The sequence below is a fragment of the Acidovorax sp. KPB24-03 genome, from assembly GCF_057546605.1.
Genome location: NZ_BAAJYR010000069.1, coordinates 1 through 16078, shown reverse-complemented (window position 1 = coordinate 16078; position 16078 = coordinate 1). Strand labels below are relative to the sequence as shown.

Genomic DNA, 16078 nt, shown 5'->3' with positions numbered 1-16078 from the left:
CCCGGCCGATCTCACCCGCTTCGCCGCCGAAACCGGCCGCACCACCTACCGCTTCGACGTGCGCACGCCCGAGGAGTACGAGGCCGGGCACCTGCCCGGCTTTCGCAGCGCGCCGGGCGGCCAGCTCGTGCAGGAAACCGACCATGCGGCGCCCGTGCGCGGCGCCCGCATCGTGCTGGCCGACGACGATGGCACGCGAGCGAACATGACCGCCTCCTGGCTGGCCCAGATGGGCTGGGACGTATGGGTGCTGGACGGCGCCGATCCTGCCGCCGCGCTGGAGACGGGCCAGCCCCCGCCGCTCGCGCCCGAGCCGCACGGGCCGCTGACCTGGGTCGCGCCACGTCAGCTCGCGCGCTGGCTGCGGGAAGAGCCCGAAGGGCACACAGCCGTTCTGGATTTCACCGCCAGCGCCCAATACGTTCGGCGCCACATCCCCGGTGCCTGGTTCGTCCTGCGGTCCCAGTTGGCGCAGGCACTGGAACACGTGCCGCCCGCCAGCCGCTATGTGCTGACCTGCGGCACCAGCGCCCTCGCCCGCCATGCCGCCGAAGCTGTCGCCCGGCTGACCGGCGCGCCCACGGCCGTGCTGCAAGGCGGCACCCTGGCATGGATCGAAGAAAACCTGCCCCTGGAGCATGGCGAGACGCGCCTGGCCTCCCCGCGCATCGACCGCTACCGCCGCCCCTACGAAGGCACCGACGCCCCGCGCGAAGCCATGCAGGGCTATCTGGACTGGGAGTTCGGGCTGGTGGAGCAACTGGCGCGCGACGGCACGCACGGCTTTGCGGTCGCCTGAATGTTTTGCTATTTAATTAATAGCAATACAGGCATGAAAACCTAGGGCATCGGGCCCAAAAGGCTTCAGGCTTTCAGCCTTGAGTTCTGCCGCCGCCTGCGGCGCCAATGCAGGGCCTCAACACCGCCTCGAAATCGTTCATCGCCTGCGCCGCACCCAGGTCGGCGAGATAGGCGCCACCGGCCTTGAGGGCCAGCGTGGCCTCGCCGGCCCCGGGCGGGCGTTCGATGCGCACGCGAAAGCCGCTGCGGTTCCACTCCGGAAAGTGGCCCGACTCCAGCAGGCCCTGTGCATCGTCCCTGCGCGTGATCCCCGGCCATGCACTGCCGGTCTCGGACATGCGCGCCAGGCCAGCCGCGGCGCAGTCGAACAGTTGCGGATTGGAGAGGTCGGCGGGCACGGCCAGAACCCGCGATGCGCTCGGCGGATAGCCGGCCGCGCCGGTCAGCGCGCAGCCCGACAGCACGCAGGCCAGGGCGGCCGCCACGCCCATGGCGGGCCATCGCACCCTGCAATGGAGTGGCGTCGCGCTGTCTGGCATGGCAGTTCCTTCGGGTGAGAGATTTCGGGCCCCTAATGGACCATGCCGGGCCATTCCAGCCAACCCCCCTTCGGTGGGGGTGCCACGAAATCGGCATGGCGCGGCGGCACCGGGCCCAGGCGGAGCGGCTCACTACAATCGGCCCGCCATGCACAACCGCCACGATCCCCGCGTCCTGCCCATGCGCAACGGGGTGAGCCCCAGTTGCGTGGCGCTGCCTTCGACTGGCGAGGGCAGCCTGCTGGACTTTCTCGTAAAGCGCTTGCCCGCCGTGGGCCGCGAAGGCTGGCTGCAGCGCATGGCCGCGCGCGAAGTGGTCGACGAGTTCGGCGTGCCGGCCACGGCCGAGCGGCCCTTCGCCCCCGGCATCCGGCTGTACTACTACCGGGCGCTGGAGCAGGAAACCGCCATTCCCTTCGAGGAAGCCGTGCTCTACCGGGACGACCACATCCTCGTGGCCGACAAGCCGCATTTCCTGCCCGTGGTGCCCACGGGCCGCTACCTGCAGCACACGCTGCTGGTGCGGCTCAAGCGCCGCCTGAACCTGCCCGACCTCGCGCCCGTGCACCGCATCGACCGCGACACGGCCGGGCTGGTGCTGTTTTCGGTGCAGCGCGAAACGCGCGGCGCCTACCAGGCCCTGTTCCGTGACCGCCGCATCGCCAAGACCTATGAAGCCGTGGCGCCGTGGCGCGACGACCTGGCCTTTCCCCGCGAGCACGCCAGCCGCATGGAGGAAAGCCCCCAGTTCTTTCGCATGCAGGAAGTGCCGGGGGAACCCAACACGCTCACGCGCATCGAGGTGCTGCAGGTGGCCGGCGCCTGGGCCCGCTACCGCCTGTCGCCCGTGACGGGCAAGCGCCACCAGTTGCGCGTGCACATGGCGGCGCTGGGGCTGCCGCTGCGCGGCGACGCTTTCTATCCCGTGGTCAACGATCCGCCCGAAGGCGACTTTTCGCAGCCGCTGCAGTTGTTGGCGCGGTCGCTGGTGTTCGACGACCCGGTCACCGGAGTGCCCCGGCGTTTCGACAGCGAGCGGGAATTGGGCGCCTTGGAATGACCCCCATGCGGCCCGGTAGCCCGGTCGGGTGACCCGCAACGGGCTGCATCTGCACGGCAAACCGCGCCCCGGGGCTGCTTCGCACGGCTGTGGCGAGCCGGCGCATGGGCGCATGGCTTCGGAAAGAAGTGGGGCCGTTGCTATCAATGCCACTGCAGATATATTCCACAACTATCCATTGGTGACCGATGAAGAGGGGATGCGGAAATGGCCTGGACACAGAAACCATGGCGGATGCTGGCATCGATCGGCCTCATCGTGGCCGCTTTTTCGGTTTCGGCCGCGGACAACGCGCTGCACTTCGATGGCGCGAACGACCAGGTCGCGATGCCCGTTCCCGCGGCACTGGCTGCAGCCAACAGTTTCTCGACCACGGTGTGGATCAAGCCCGATTCGCTGCCGACGGCCGCCCGGGTGTTCTTCGCCCAGACGGACACGTCCAACTTCGTCACGCTGCTGATGTCCACCTCTGGCGCAATCCTTGGCTATGTCGTCAATGGTGGCGCCACGGTGTCGACGAGATCCACCGACGCGGTCACGGCAGGCGCCTGGAATCACGTTGCCATGATCTGGGATGCTTCGACAAGCACCGTCGCCCTCTACATCAATGGCGTCTTGCAGCCCAGCATGCCCGGTGGGGCCAGTTCCACCGGCACGAATGGGTTGATGACGATCGGTTCGCGGACCGACGGAGCGCAGTCTTTCCCCGGATCGATGGATCGCTTCGATCTTTTCAACCGGGTCCTGACCGCCTCCGAGGTCACCACGGCCAAAGCCGGCTGCCAGGCCCCGGCGGGTGCGTCGAATTCATATGCTTTCGACCAAGGCAATGCAGCAGGCAACAATGCCGGGCAGACCAGCCTGCCCGATGGGGCCGGGGGCAATGACGGCACGCTGCAGAACTTCGCACTCACCGGGACCGCCTCCAATTGGGTGGCATCGGATGTCACCAGCAAGTGCAGCTATGCCGTCGGCGGAACGGTTTCGGGGCTGACGGGAACGGGCCTCGTTCTACAAATCAACGGTGGCGGCAACGCGTCGATTTCAGCCAATGGAGCGTTCTCGCTGTCGGCCGTGCCTTACGGCGCGACCTATGCAGTGTCCGTGCTGAACCAGCCCACATCGCCAGCGCAGAGTTGCACCGTGACGAACGGCAGCGGCACGGTGTCGGGCCCCGTGAGCAACGTCGCTGTCGTCTGCACTGCCGTGGCGGTGCCACCCGTGGCTGCGGCTGCGGCCATCCCGACGCTCAGCGAGTGGGGGCGATACCTTCTGACGGCGTTGATTGCAGCGTTCGCACTGTTCATGCATCGGCGGCGAAGCCGTGCCAATCGCTGAGGGCTGGGCAATCGAGCGAAGCACCGCGTGCATGGCATCTTTGCCACGTCGTGCGGGAACCAGGCCGACGAGCCTTATATAATCCGGCGCGCCACAGCGAAAGGCATTGCCAGTCAATGCCCCAGCCTCTGGCGCCATGCGGGTGTAGTTCAATGGTAGAACGGCAGCTTCCCAAGCTTCATACGAGGGTTCGATTCCCTTCACCCGCTCCACTGCATCATTCTGAGGACTTCCAGGGAAATCCAAGGAGCGTTGTAAGTCGTTGTTCCGGAACGATTTTTTTCGCCCTCGATGTTCCAGTGAAGTCCGCAGCGATCCGCCGACAGCCAGGACTTTTAAGTCCACAAACAAGTCCTTTTTGAGGGTTGTGCGGCTGCCGGATTGTTGATGGAGGGGCGCGGCTGAGATGAACAGCATCTGCTTCCTGACTCGTTCAGGAGCAAGCGCATGGCACTCTCAGACTTGGTGGTCAGGCAAGCCAAGGCCACCGGAAAGGCGTACACCCTTCCCGACATCGACGGTCTCTCCCTGGCCGTCTCCCCCGCAGGCAACAAAAGCTGGCACTTCCGCTACTACTGGCTTGGAAAGCAGCAGCGGATGTCGCTGGGCAACTACCCAGAAGTGTCGCTGCGCGACGCGCGTTCCCTGCGCGATGAAGCGCGCGCCCTGGTCGCCAAGGACATCAATCCGCACCGGCACCGCAAGCAAAAGCGCGCCGCGGCCAAACTGGCTGGCGAACACACCTTCGACGCGATCTACAAGAAGTGGCTGTCCCACCGCGAACTCAGTCTCAAGAAGGGGCGGCAGACCACGCTCTCGATCCTGCCGCGCGTGTTCGCCAAGGACGTGCTGCCGGTGCTGGGCAAGCGCTCGATCTACGACATCAAGCGGCCTGACCTGCTGGAGGTCATCGCCAAGATCGAGAAGCGCAAGGCGCTGTCCGTTGCCGAGAAAGTCCGTACCTGGTTCAACCAACTCTTCCGCTACGCGCTCGTGATCGTGCCGGACCTGGAGCAGAACCCGGCGTCCGACCTCGACGTGGTGGCGCTGCCGCTGCCTCCGGTGAACCACAACCCGTTCCTGCGCATGGCCGACCTGCCGAAGCTGTTGCAGCGGCTGCGCAAGTACAGGGGGCGGTTGCAGACCCAGCTTGGCTTGCGCTTGCTGCTCTTGACCGGCGTGCGCACCGGCGAACTGCGTCTTGCGACGCCCGATCAATTCGACCTTGATCGCGGTCTCTGGATCATCCCACCCGAGGTGGTGAAGCAACTCCAGGTCGACATGCGCAGGAAGCGTCAGCTTCCCAAGGACATTCCGCCCTACATCGTGCCGCTGTCGGTGCAGGCAATGGAAATCGTCCGCCACATGCTGGAGCAGTTCAAGCCGGCCCAGCATTTCCTGTTCCGGCACGACAGCGAGATGAAGAAGCGCATGAGCGAGAACACCCTCAACAGCGCGCTCAAGCGCCTGGGCTATCGCGACATGCTGACCGGGCACGGCATCCGCGGCACCATGTCCACCGCGCTCAACGAGATCGGCTACCCGAAGGTATGGGTGGACGCGCAACTCTCGCACGTCGATCCCAACAAGGTCAGCGCGACCTACAACCACGCCGAGTACGTGGAGCAGCGGCGGCGCATGATGCAGGACTGGGCCGATCGTCTCGACCTGTTCGAGCAGAACCTGGTCGAAGCTGCAAGCGTGCCGCTCACGATTCACTTGGAGGGCGTTCCCGTCGTCTCTGCGGACGAGGCCGCCGCCAACGAGTCTCGCAAGCCTGCGGCCGTGCCCGCGCCGATCCTGATCGTGACGAAGCCGGGAGACGCGATGCCACTGGTGTCGGCCGAGACGCATCGGCTGCCGGCAGTGCCGTTGCCGCGCTCCGTCATGGAGGAACCGCTGTCCGACATCCAGCGCGAGCGGATGGCACTGGTCGACGTCTTCGAGGCCGCGCACAACCTGCCGGTCGCGGAGTACGCAAAGATGGCCGGCAAGTCGCGGCGGTGGATCAGCTACGAAATCAAAGCCGGCAACCTGTTGGCGTTGAACCTGGGCAACCGCGGTCAGCGCGTCCCCGACTGGCATCTTGATCCGGTCAGGCACGCGTTGATTCAGGCGGTGCTCAAGCTGAGCCGCGGCGCCGACCCCTGGCAGATCTACCGCGCGCTCCTGCAGCCGCGCGCAACGCTGCGTGGCCGCTCCGCCCTGGAAAGCGTCACCACCACCAACCTCGACAAGCTGATCATGGCCGTAAGCACGACCGTGAAGGAAAGCGAGTGGTCGCCGCAGCACGTGGCGTAGCGGCACGCGGTCCCTGCGCCTGCGTCAGGATACGGAGCGAGCGCGACGCGCGAATCGTTCCTGGGGCTCGGTCAGGGCCGCACAGGGGTGCAGCAAGTAGGCCATGATCACCATCGGAGCGCCGGCCAGTGGTCGTACCGCGATGCCTCGCGACTGGTAGCCGGCCAACCGCGTGGCGGGCGCGATGGTGATGCCGTAGCCTGCGGCAACGAGCGTCATCGCCATGTCGAAGGTGCCAACCGTCTGCTCAAGGGCCTGTGGTCCATCCTCGAATAGCCGATGGACCTCGGCATGCCACAATTCTTCAGCGGACGACTGTGCGCTGATGATTGGCTGCTTCAGCAGTTCGTGGCATGGCACTTCGCGGTAGACCAAGAGATGGGAGCGCTTGGCGACGGCAACTGCGAGCATGTCATGCCACAACGGTTCGCACACCCAACCCGGCCACTGCATGGCCGCCGGCGACAGCGCGAAGTCGAAGCTATCCCGCATCGATTCACCCGCTGGCGCAGTGGCACCGGATTCGACCAGCGCGGTAGCAGTTTCAGGCTCTTCGGCACGCTGCAACGCCAGCACGTCGGCAAGCTGTGAAGGCACCCACTCGCCGAGCACGGCGACCCGGATTGCGGCGGCGGCATCGTTTGATGGCACGTCCAGCTCCTTCCCAGGGCAGAAAACTCATGGCGAAAGCATCAAACGTGCAATCGCATCTGTGAGTTAAGTTTAACGTGGTTTATAGCGAGTCCATCGTCGACGCTTTTGCTAATGCAAAAACGTCCGATCCAAAGAGGCCGACCCACCGGAGCCACCACCTACGAAGCCGAACCCGCCATCGCGTTTGGAGCTGCCGTTCGCGAAGTGAGAACCGACCAGGGCATCGCCCAGGAAACGCTGGCTCACATTGCCGGCATCGAACGGTCCCATATGGGCAAGATCGAGCGTGGCGAGCACACGCCTGCGCTCCCCATGATCCTCAGAATTGCCCGTGCGCTGAAATGCAGTTCCGCCCACCTGATGGCCCTGACCGAAGCCAAGCTGGCCGAACCGGCTCCCTCCAAGTCAGAGGACTGAAGCCGGCCGGGGCTTGGGCCGCCAACCTATCCCTGCTCGTCGTTATCGTTGTCGTTTTGAATTGTGGGATTTTCGCGCTGTGGGGCCTCGTTGGCGAGACGCAGGTAGGGGTTATCGGGTGGCACTTCCCCGAATAGCGCCTCGGGTTTCGCCAGCAGGTAGCCGTGCAGCCGCCGCGATTTGCGCGGGCCGGCTACGTCGCAGGTCCAGATGTTCAGGCCGCTCGCCTGCTTGCGGTGCGCCGCCAGTTTCTCGAAGCGCTTCTGCACCCACTGCCACGCTTCCAGCTTCTCCTGTCGGGCGATGCTCGCCACCTGTGGATGCTCCTGGGCGTACCGCTGGAACACGCCAGGGCTGACCAGGTAGGCCGTGCCGGCGACGGTATGCACCAGGGCCTTGGCGTCGTTGATGATGAGCTTGTGCGAGCGCACGCCCTGGGTCAGCCAGGCCATGAAGTCTTCGCTGGAGGGCTCGGCCCGTGGCCGACGTGCCGAGGCTGGCGGTACCGGCGGCGGTGTCGCCACCGCGCTGGCCGGGGAATCACCTTCGGCGCCGGCCTGCGCATCGGCGAAGGGCTCGGGCGGCATCGGGAGCGGTGCCGGCGCGGCAGGCGCCATGTCCAGCAGATCGAGCAGCGCACCGACGCCGTTGTCCGCCGCCGCTGCCGTCATCAAGGGCGTGACCGGCGGCGCGGTGCTCGGTGCAGGCTCTGGCTCCCCGCGTGCCGCTGCGCCGGGCGCTGCGGGAACCTGCTGCGCCGCGTCTCCTTGCTCCTGCTCGACCTGCACTTGGCCGGCGAACGGCGCGGGTCGCTCTGCCGCCTCCCAGATCAGCGCGGGCGACAGCTTCAGGAAGGTGAAGCTGTGCGACCAGCCGGCATCGCTCGCTACCGTGGCCTTCCAGATCGCCTTGCCGTCCGCCGTGGGCAAGGCGATGCCGTGGTCCTGCAGCACGTTGAACACCGCCGTGTTGCTGGCCGGGATGCCGTCGATGCCCTGCTGCAGCAGATGCGCGCGCAGTTTGTCCGAGACGGTCTTGCTCACCAGCCAGAGTGCATCCTGAGTCAGCCAGCCGTCCGAAGCCTGGGGCTGGTTCAGCTTGAATTCCTCGCGCAGCAGGAAGCGCAGGCCATCGAGCAGCTTGCGTTGGAGTGCGTGTTTCGGCGCGGCCAGCGCCTTGCTGGGATCGCCACCGAGTTCCTGGGCGACCGAGGCCTGGTCGGCCTGCACAACCAGCTCGCCGAGCGTGCCGGCGTGCTCGTACTGGCCAGCCAGTACGTACAGGAGCGCAGCCCACAGATCGGGGTAGCCGGCGAGCCAGTCGAAGATGCCCGGATCGAGCAGCCGGGCGTAGAGCAGCCCGGTGGCGGCACTGTGCAGCCGGTACTCGCGGTCCTTGCGATAGCGGAAGCGGTATGGCTGCCGCAGCGGCCCGTGCCAGGGGTGCCAGACCGTGCCGTCCGCGTATTCGACGTGCAGGTCTACAGCGACCTTGCCGACGTCGTGCAGCAGCGCGGCATAGGCGGTTCCGGCCGTCCAGGCCTCGGCCTGGGCGGCTTGCGCCTCCGGTGTGGTGCCGGCGGGCAGCAGGTGCGATTGCCGCAGCTTCAGGGCGTAGGCGACGATCTCCAGGCCGTGGTCCAGCATGCCGCCCGGGTAGGCATGGTGATGCGACTCGGAGGCCGGGAACTGCTGGACCAACTCGGCGTAGCGCTCCAGCGGCGCCAGGTACAGCGTGGCGAACTGCCGGCGCGATAGCGAGGTGCGTTGCCAGATGTGCTCCAGCAGCCGCTGCCGGCGCGGTGTCGCCAGCAGCGATGCGGCCGGTTCCGGCCGCATCAGCCCTTTGCCGGGAGCGGTGGGAGGTGTGGTTGTCGGCCCGGCGCCGGAGGTTGGCGATGGCCGTTTTCGTTGGAACAGCGAGAGCATGGCGGACCCCGGACGGTGGCCGGTCGGGGGAGCCTTTTGGCCTTTTCGGGTAGGGCCATTCCCCTTGGCCCCATTCCCTTGCCCCTTCCCCAGCCCTTTGGCCTTTACGAAGCCTTTGGGTATAGGGGCAGCAACGGTGCCGTGCCACGATCAATGCGACACGGCGCTATCCCGACAAGGTGCGAGCACGTGCGCGCCCACTGCAAGCTGGCCCAGTTGGCCATGACGGCTGAAATGGCTTCAGTGATCTCTCAGTAGTAGCCGTCGTTCTGTTCCATCTCGCCCAGCCAGGAATAGATGCCGCCCAGCAGCATGAACACGCTGTCCATGACCTCCGAAAGGTGCCTGACGTTGACGTGCCGCAGCTCCGGGAGGGACACCTCGCCCTTCTTCGTCGTGGGATACCGGAACGCGAAGGAGCCGGGATCGACGGTATCGAGTTGGCGGATGAAATCCTCAAGGGCCGGCAGCTCCTTGTCGTCCTTGCGAGGATCAAGCTGTTGGAGATGCCGGCGCAGTTCGTTCCACAGCGGCATCAAGCCGTGCTGGTGATCAGCCACTGCTTCCTTGCCCGCCAAGCGACGGGCCAGCGGCAGGATCAATTTCAGTTGGAGTTCCAGTCCTTGGCGATACAGGAACACCAGCGGGTAGACCACGCTGTCGAGGGACGCCTTGCGCTCGGCCAACGCCCCAACCAGGGCGTCCGCTGCATCCTTGTAGCCCGCGGCGTAGATGTCCCAAGGGAAGTGGGTCCAACCCAGCATTGCGTTGCTGTGCCAGTCGTCGCCCTGGATAAAAAGCTGCTGTCCGGCGAAGTCGGATGGTGACTTCATGTTGGCGAGAAGGTCGATGTCCGCTGCTGCGTTGTCTTTGTCGTCCTGCACAGTGCTCTCCTGGGGATTTGGCGGCGTCTAAGGCAGGCCAGGTCTCTCAGTGCGTTAAAACGCCATAGCGTTTGAACAGCGATTCGAAGAAAGCCTTCACATCCGCCTTGGCTGTGGGTGCCTGCAGCTCTGCTGCCCCAAAACGAAAGACTTCATAGCCGGCGAGTTTGAGTTCGCGGTCGGCCTGCACCATCTGCGCGTAGCGCTGCACATCGGCGCTGCCTGCGGAGTCCGCATAGTGGTGTTTACCGTCGACCTCGATGACGACCCGCACACCCTGCGGAAGCAGTAGAAGGAAGTCCATCCGAAAGCGCAGCAGCGCGTCCGGCCCTCGCTCTTTGACCGTGCGCGGGTCCCAGTGCAGCCATACTTCCGGTAGCAGCGCTGGCAGGTTCGGCACGGCACTGCGGAACCCCTCGAAGAAGGCATCGAATAGCACGGATTGCGGCGGGGAGTTGCGCGGCAAGCTGGCTTTCAGGCGCGTGTACAGCGAACGTTTGGCCTGCGTGGCATCGGCGATCTGCTCTGTATCGCTCCACCACTGTTGCAGGTCGTTCCAGCGCAGCCCGTCGTTTCCGATGGGCCGGTCATAGACAAGCACTTTGTCCGCGTTGGTGACGATCTCTATGTCGTTGTCCAGCGCATCACGGAAACGCAGATCGGGCTTGTCGGGCGAGGCGAAGATGAGATTCTTCGGCCGGCCTCTGGCCGCTGCGTGCAGCGAGACCATAGAGAAGACCGGGTAGCCGCCCTCCGAACCCGTCTCGCGCAGTTCGATGCCGCAACTGCGCAGCGACTCGTTGACGCAACCGACGAAGTGGTGTTGCGCCGTCTCGTCGGGTCGAACGTCCGCCGAAGCCAAGCCCTCCAGAAACAGTGCAAAGCGTCGGTCAGACGCGTCATAGGCTCCCAGTTGGTCAAACAGCGTTTCTGCCGGCCAATCCTCGGGGTTGCGATGGACGTGCTGCTGAATTTCAGCACGCAATCCCGTGGGCTTTCCGCCCAGTAGGTGCATCCAGTCATCGGAATCCAAGATCCACAACCGCTCAAGCAGCTCGTCGAACCTGCGAGCATCCCCATACAACTCTTCGCCATTGAGCCGCCGCGCTACCTCGCGCCGATACCGCTTCGGGATCGGCGGGCACACACTGTCGCTCCAAAGGATGTCCTGGATCTGGTTGCGCGTGGTGGCGTTGGGCGGGTGGCGCACCAGCAGCTTGCGCGCAACCGCAGGCAGGTCGGCGTCCCCTGCTGCTTCGAAGCTGGAAACCATGCGCTCGCGTTTGGAACCATCGGCGGTTGGGGCAGGTAGTCCCAACTCTTCGCAAAGCGTCGGCAGCATGGAATGCGTGCCTGCATCTTTCAGCCCCGTGATGAGCGGCTCCAGCAGCGAGCGAAGTTGCGCGTAGTCCATGAGGTGCGACTCAGTTCCGCAGCGCCATGGCGCGCAACAACCGTTGGTGCTCTTCATCAAACGGTCTGACTTCAGCCGCCGTGGAAACATCGCCGAAGACTGACGCGCTGCCCGCCGCCCTCACACAGTCGTCGATGACCAGCGCATTCGCCATCAAGTCTGACCCAGCCCCGCATCAAGGGCATCGGCCTGCGCTGCGAAGTCGGCCGGACGCCGTTTGCGAAACGCTTCCAGATTGGCGAGCTTCCAGCGCAAGGCGGGCAGTTCGGCCGCGTGCGGGCACTGCACCAGCGACCAGTCGGGCTCGGCGCGTACCAGCCCGCTCAGGAACTGTTTGTGCCCCACTGTCAGGCGACGAGGCAGTTCCTGCCGCATCTGTGCACGAGCGGCAAGCAGCGTGTCCAGCGAGCACTCCACTTCGGTCATGCCGACGAAAGCGCGCTCGTACTCAGCCGCGATGTCCTTGTCATTGCCGAACAGCACTTCATGCGGCGGCCGGTTATGGCCGGCGAGGTAGATCACGAAGCACTCGACCATGCCATCGCTGAGGCCGCCAGACTTGTAGAGCTGCCAGACGTCGAACAGGTCACGTGGGTGTTGTCGGTCCAGGGCCGCCACCAACTTGCTGGCATACAGCTCGTCGCGTGCCAGGATCGGTGCCTCGAATTCGACACCGAACAGATCGCCCGTCTTGGCGCTCAACGGCTTTCGTTCAACCGGGAGCACCGTGCCGCGGAAGACGACGTTCACCTCGATCTTGACCTGGCTGGTGTCGTTCTCGACGATCAGCTTGGTGTCGCCGAGATCCTTGCTGCGCACCAAGCGCGTCTGGATGCCCAGCGGCGCCACACGCTGCGAGATGGCAGCCAACTCGCCGTTGATCGCTGCCAGGGCTTCGTCACGCTGAACCTGCCAGGGCCGGTACACCACGTCAATGTCGACCGACAGGCGGGGCATGTCCTGCACGAACAGGTTGATCGCCGTGCCGCCCTTCATCGCGAAGATGTCATTGGCGAAGACCGCCGGTGCGACGGCCAGCAACAGGCGAACGGTGTCGGCGTAGCTCTTATCCATGCGGGTTCAGACTCAACAAAGTTCCGTCGGGTAGCCGGCTCATCCAGCGCTTGTCGCTGCCGGTGCGCAGCGGATACCGCGCCAGTAGATCGTCCGCGTCCACCAGGCCAGTCTCCCGCGCCCAGGTAAGGAAAAGCCGCACCGTCTTCACGCTCTTGCAGCAGCCCAACAGTTGGCCCAGCAGTTCCTTGCGCGGCGAGCGCAACCCGTCGAAGAGGTTGCGAGCCTCTTCGAGGCTTTGCTTGGTGCCGACTTCGGATAGCAGTTCCAGCACGGCGCGCTCGGGCGCCGACACGCGCAGCCCCTCCGGCAGACCCGGAGGCGTGGTCACGGTCTTGCTGACCAGCACGTCGTCAGGCCAGTCGAATAGGTTGGCGTGAACGTAGCGCGCCGGAAAGCGCGAAGTGAACCAGTCGGGCAGCGCGAAGCGGGCATCGCCCCAGAGCACCAGCGTGTCGCGGCTGCCCAGGTTGTGTCGCACGCCTTGCAGCGCCAGGGCGCTCTTGCCGCCGACGTGCAGGCCAGGCACTCGCTGTTGCAGGAACTTCAACGCGCCGTACACCCCGAAATCGTCGTTCGGGAACGCATAGACCCCATGTGCCAGACGCACGAGCCAGCCACCTTCGGCGTAGCGCGCGGCGAGCTGGGCCGACACCCCGAGCGGTGCCAGGGTGGTTAGGTCGAACGGTGCGCCGCGAGGTAGTCCCGTCTGCAGGCGCTTGATTACTTGATGACGCGAATTTGCATCCATGGTTGAAAATTACCACAGAATCCAATCATCCGCCGAGACCGCGACACGCCGTTGGTCCAAAAATACCCTCATAGGCTACTTTTCAAGCAAAATCTAATCAATCCTTGCCTGGAGGGCAGTTCGCTTCCTTGGGTAAGGAAAATTCCTTACGATGAGGGCAAGAGGCCGAAAACCATCATGCCGTCCGTCCACGAAATCGCCACCATCACCTCCAAGGGACAGATCACCTTGCCCAAGGCGATCCGCCAAGCGCTGGGCGTCGGGGCTGGCGACAAAGTGGGCTTCGAGTTGCGAGAGAACGGCGAGGTGCTCGTCCATCGGGCGGCTGTTGAGCACGAAGACCCCGCCATCGGCGCGTTCCTGGCTCTCCTTGAGCGGGACATCCAGTCCCGTCAGCATGTTCGGGATCTGCCGGATGAACTGGCACGCAGCTTCGTGGAGCACGCGGGCCATTCCGCCGCACTGGACGAGGACTTCGACGGCGACGTGGTGCTCTGATGCAACGTCACGGCTGGACCTTGCTGTTTCACGATCGCGTGGTCGGTCAACTGGCGAAGCTCCAAGCGGCCGCAGAAGTTGAGGCAAAGAACGAACAATCGACGGGCGGGTCGAATGCCAACGGCAAGCTGCTCGAAGCGTTGAGTAGGCTGATGTTGGACGGGGTGCCAAGCGAGCCGGGACGCCCTGAATATCGTCAGGGCAGCGCGATGGAGGCAGCCCACGCGCACTGGCGACAGGCATCCATCGGAAGGCGGTTTGGGCTGTTCTTCCGCTATGACTCGAAGGCGAAGGTGATCATCTACGCCTGGGTCACAGATATGGCAGGCCCGTCGAGAAATCGAGAACGGATTGAACATTGATAGGCAGCACGAGAAACGATAGAACGACGATGAGGTAGCACCATGAAGACCGCCGCACAGACCACCTTCGCAGAACGCCTCGGCCGCACGTTGGGCCGAGCGTGGCGAGGCTGTGCGCGTTTGGATCGGCAGGCCCAGGGCTGGTTGTGTGCGCGAGGTTTGGCTCCTGGTGCAGCTCTGGCTGTGTCGGTGGTCGTCAAACTCGCGGCCTTGGCTATGCTGCTCTACAGCGCGTTCTGGCTGGCGCTGCTACTTGCATTCGCGCTGGCAGGTGCCTGGCTACTCCGCAGCGATGATGGCAGCTACGACGAAGAGCAGCAGACCGAGTGGCGTCACGGCCCTGTCGGATTTGGCCTCTACACGTCCAACGATCAGCGGGTTGATCCACACGATCCCGACGACGATCAGACGTAGCTATTTCACAGCCTTCAGCGCCACCCCAGCGCCTTTGCCTCCTGCTGCTTGCGCATCGCGCGTTCCGGCGGCCAGTCCCTGAATCGCGTTTCCGGCACGCACTCCGACCCAGCCGAGCGAGGCCACCCAAAAGGTCGGCAGCACGATGAACATCGTCGCCATCACGAAGTTCAGCAGCATGTCCCCGAAGGCGTTGTTCAACCCGATCAGCGGATCGAAGTTGCTGTGCGGCCGGTTCGCCCCGAACCCCCAGCCATAGAGCGCATCGAGGATGGTGGAGTCGAGCCAGCGCGCGAGCTGGAACCAGAAGTCCACGAAGAACAGCGCGAACTGCACACAGCTCACCGCGACCAGCGCCTTCAGCTCGTAGGTGCCGAAGACCAGCACCAGCGGGATGCAGACCACCAACGCCATCTTGAGCAGCGACAGCACCATCGGCAGCGCCTGGCGCACCACGTCCATCGCCGGGAAGAAGCCGAGCGAGCCCATCGTCATGCCCAGGTCGCCGGCGCCGCGCGTCACGATGTTGGGCAGCGTCTTCTCGATCTGCCCGCCGTAGTCGGTGTAGACCGAGCCCTGGTTCATCTTCTGCTGCCTTGGCGAGACCACGGCCCGGATCACCGAGTCGTTCACCTCGGCCTGCGACAGGAAGCCCGCCCAGCGGCCGATGCGCGTCAGCAGGTCGGGATCGACCTGGGCCAGCAGGCGGGCGCGCAGGCCGCTGTTGCCGTCCGACCACCACTGCCGGCAGGTCGGGTAGCCCCCGCCGCTGTCCACCTGGGCCAGCCCCGCATCGCGCGTCGCGTCGTAGGGCCAGGCCGTGCGCGGAGTGTTGGAATGGTAGGTGTCGTAGAAGCCCGCGTTGTCCAGGAAGTAGCTCGACCCGATCCAGGTCACGTCGTTCATCTGGTTGTCGGAGAGCGTGGGCCGGCTCATGAACAGCTTGGCGCGCGAGGGGCCGTAGCAGTCATGCACGAAGTCGCCGACCTCCTGAGCCAGTACCGGGTCGTCGATGCGCGTCGCATCCACGTCCATGCGCATCTGCCGCAGGTCCGTGCCGCAGGGAATCGCCGCCACCGCGCCGCCCGTGACCGCCTTCGAGATGGCGTGCATGAAGAACCACCACACCGGCACCAGCGCGCTCTGGTTGTTGAGCGTGGTATAGGCGTTCGACCAGCCCGTGTCGTTGGGCTGGGGGACGTTGACCTGGCACTGCGCAGAGCGCGTAGTGTCGAAGCGGATCGTGCTGAGGTCGACCGGGATGAAGGGGATGCCGGCGAACAGGATGACGACGATCGCCACCCACACGCGGTTCTCGATGCGCATCGAGGACAGCACGCCCTTGTTGCCCTCGTCGGCGCCTTCGGCGCGTGCGCGCAGCCACTCCTGCACGACGATCACCACGAAGGGCAGCGCAAACACGCCGCTGGCCACCAGGATGTTCCAGATGCCGTTGTTGACGATCCACCCGACAAGCGTCAGGTAATACTCCAGGTAGTCGGTCGTGTAGAGGGTCATGGCGGGCTCCTCGCCTTGTATCTTTGACGCTCCGGACCAGTTCAGGTTAGCCCCGGAAGCGCCTCTGGGAAGTTTGAAGCCCGTGACCTGAGGCACTGGGGCCGCCTGAGCTGGACCGTGCCTTT

General features: G+C 65.0%; 17 protein-coding genes and 1 tRNA gene. 9 read left to right on the top strand and 9 right to left on the bottom strand.

Annotation, left to right across the window (positions count from 1 at the left end):
- Nucleotides 1-799 (top strand): rhodanese-like domain-containing protein (locus tag AC27KI_RS10565; protein ID WP_487113755.1); only part of this gene is annotated, 799 nt, incomplete at its 5' end.
- Nucleotides 800-872: 73 nt separating this feature from the next.
- Here AC27KI_RS10565 and AC27KI_RS10560 read toward each other — a convergent pair.
- Nucleotides 873-1340, bottom strand: coding sequence for a hypothetical protein (locus tag AC27KI_RS10560; protein ID WP_487090190.1), 468 nt, complete (start codon nucleotides 1338-1340; stop codon nucleotides 873-875).
- A gap of 148 nt (nucleotides 1341-1488) precedes the next feature.
- Between AC27KI_RS10560 and AC27KI_RS10555 the strand changes: the two genes are divergently transcribed.
- The 4 genes from AC27KI_RS10555 (at nucleotide 1489) to AC27KI_RS10540 (ending at nucleotide 6039) form a co-directional block, all read left to right on the top strand.
- The gene (locus tag AC27KI_RS10555; RefSeq protein ID WP_487090189.1) at nucleotides 1489-2400 is read left to right on the top strand and encodes a pseudouridine synthase; all 912 of its coding nucleotides are present in this window, start codon (nucleotides 1489-1491) and stop codon (nucleotides 2398-2400) included.
- Nucleotides 2401-2634: 234 nt separating this feature from the next.
- Nucleotides 2635-3738 carry an IPTL-CTERM sorting domain-containing protein gene (locus AC27KI_RS10550; protein ID WP_487090188.1) on the top strand — a complete coding sequence of 368 codons (1104 nt, stop codon included), beginning with the start codon at nucleotides 2635-2637 and terminating at the stop codon, nucleotides 3736-3738.
- A gap of 138 nt (nucleotides 3739-3876) precedes the next feature.
- Nucleotides 3877-3950: transfer RNA gene (locus tag AC27KI_RS10545), tRNA-Gly, on the top strand.
- A gap of 235 nt (nucleotides 3951-4185) precedes the next feature.
- Nucleotides 4186-6039 carry a tyrosine-type recombinase/integrase gene (locus AC27KI_RS10540; protein ID WP_487089217.1) on the top strand — a complete coding sequence of 618 codons (1854 nt, stop codon included), beginning with the start codon at nucleotides 4186-4188 and terminating at the stop codon, nucleotides 6037-6039.
- Nucleotides 6040-6063: 24 nt separating this feature from the next.
- Here the strand turns inward: AC27KI_RS10540 and AC27KI_RS10535 are convergent, their stop codons facing one another.
- Nucleotides 6064-6690: a LysR substrate-binding domain-containing protein gene (locus AC27KI_RS10535; protein WP_487089216.1), complete on the bottom strand. Its 627-nt coding sequence runs from the start codon at nucleotides 6688-6690 to the stop codon at nucleotides 6064-6066.
- A gap of 114 nt (nucleotides 6691-6804) precedes the next feature.
- Here AC27KI_RS10535 and AC27KI_RS10530 point away from each other — a divergent pair, with 114 nt between their 5' ends.
- Nucleotides 6805-7110: a helix-turn-helix domain-containing protein gene (locus AC27KI_RS10530; protein ID WP_487089215.1), complete on the top strand. Its 306-nt coding sequence runs from the start codon at nucleotides 6805-6807 to the stop codon at nucleotides 7108-7110.
- A 26-nt stretch (nucleotides 7111-7136) separates the two neighbouring features.
- Here the strand turns inward: AC27KI_RS10530 and mobH are convergent, their stop codons facing one another.
- The 6 genes from mobH to AC27KI_RS10500 form a co-directional block, all read right to left on the bottom strand.
- Nucleotides 7137-9038 (bottom strand): MobH family relaxase, encoded by a 1902-nt coding sequence (mobH, locus tag AC27KI_RS10525; protein WP_487089214.1) that lies wholly within the window; start codon nucleotides 9036-9038, stop codon nucleotides 7137-7139.
- 251 nt (nucleotides 9039-9289) lie between these two features.
- Nucleotides 9290-9922 carry a hypothetical protein gene (locus AC27KI_RS10520; RefSeq protein ID WP_487089213.1) on the bottom strand — a complete coding sequence of 211 codons (633 nt, stop codon included), beginning with the start codon at nucleotides 9920-9922 and terminating at the stop codon, nucleotides 9290-9292.
- Between the two features lie 46 nt (nucleotides 9923-9968).
- A complete protein-coding gene (locus tag AC27KI_RS10515; RefSeq protein ID WP_487089212.1) occupies nucleotides 9969-11336 on the bottom strand; it encodes an AbiJ-related protein in 1368 nt (455 codons plus the stop codon).
- A gap of 10 nt (nucleotides 11337-11346) precedes the next feature.
- A complete protein-coding gene (locus AC27KI_RS10510; RefSeq protein WP_487089211.1) occupies nucleotides 11347-11490 on the bottom strand; it encodes a hypothetical protein in 144 nt (47 codons plus the stop codon).
- On the bottom strand, nucleotides 11490-12410 hold the full coding sequence (locus AC27KI_RS10505) for a nucleotidyl transferase AbiEii/AbiGii toxin family protein (RefSeq protein ID WP_487089210.1): 921 nt from the start codon (nucleotides 12408-12410) through the stop codon (nucleotides 11490-11492). The genes AC27KI_RS10510 and AC27KI_RS10505 overlap by 1 nt, the downstream gene beginning before the upstream one ends.
- Nucleotides 12403-13161 carry a type IV toxin-antitoxin system AbiEi family antitoxin domain-containing protein gene (locus AC27KI_RS10500; protein ID WP_487089209.1) on the bottom strand — a complete coding sequence of 253 codons (759 nt, stop codon included), beginning with the start codon at nucleotides 13159-13161 and terminating at the stop codon, nucleotides 12403-12405. The genes AC27KI_RS10505 and AC27KI_RS10500 overlap by 8 nt, the downstream gene beginning before the upstream one ends.
- A 177-nt stretch (nucleotides 13162-13338) precedes the next feature.
- Here AC27KI_RS10500 and AC27KI_RS10495 point away from each other — a divergent pair, with 177 nt between their 5' ends.
- From AC27KI_RS10495 to AC27KI_RS10485, 3 genes are read left to right on the top strand one after another with little or no spacing between them, the layout of a single operon-like run.
- Nucleotides 13339-13659: a type II toxin-antitoxin system PrlF family antitoxin gene (locus tag AC27KI_RS10495; protein ID WP_487089208.1), complete on the top strand. Its 321-nt coding sequence runs from the start codon at nucleotides 13339-13341 to the stop codon at nucleotides 13657-13659.
- Nucleotides 13659-14021 (top strand): type II toxin-antitoxin system YhaV family toxin, encoded by a 363-nt coding sequence (locus tag AC27KI_RS10490; RefSeq protein WP_487089207.1) that lies wholly within the window; start codon nucleotides 13659-13661, stop codon nucleotides 14019-14021. Before AC27KI_RS10495 ends, AC27KI_RS10490 begins: the two co-directional genes overlap by 1 nt.
- Before the next feature lie 42 nt (nucleotides 14022-14063).
- A complete protein-coding gene (locus AC27KI_RS10485) occupies nucleotides 14064-14435 on the top strand; it encodes a DUF3742 family protein (RefSeq protein ID WP_487089206.1) in 372 nt (123 codons plus the stop codon).
- On the opposite strand, the gene AC27KI_RS10480 is transcribed toward AC27KI_RS10485, so the two are convergent.
- Nucleotides 14436-15953: a conjugal transfer protein TraG N-terminal domain-containing protein gene (locus tag AC27KI_RS10480; RefSeq protein ID WP_487089205.1), complete on the bottom strand. Its 1518-nt coding sequence runs from the start codon at nucleotides 15951-15953 to the stop codon at nucleotides 14436-14438.
- Nucleotides 15954-16078: the final 125 nt, after the last annotated feature.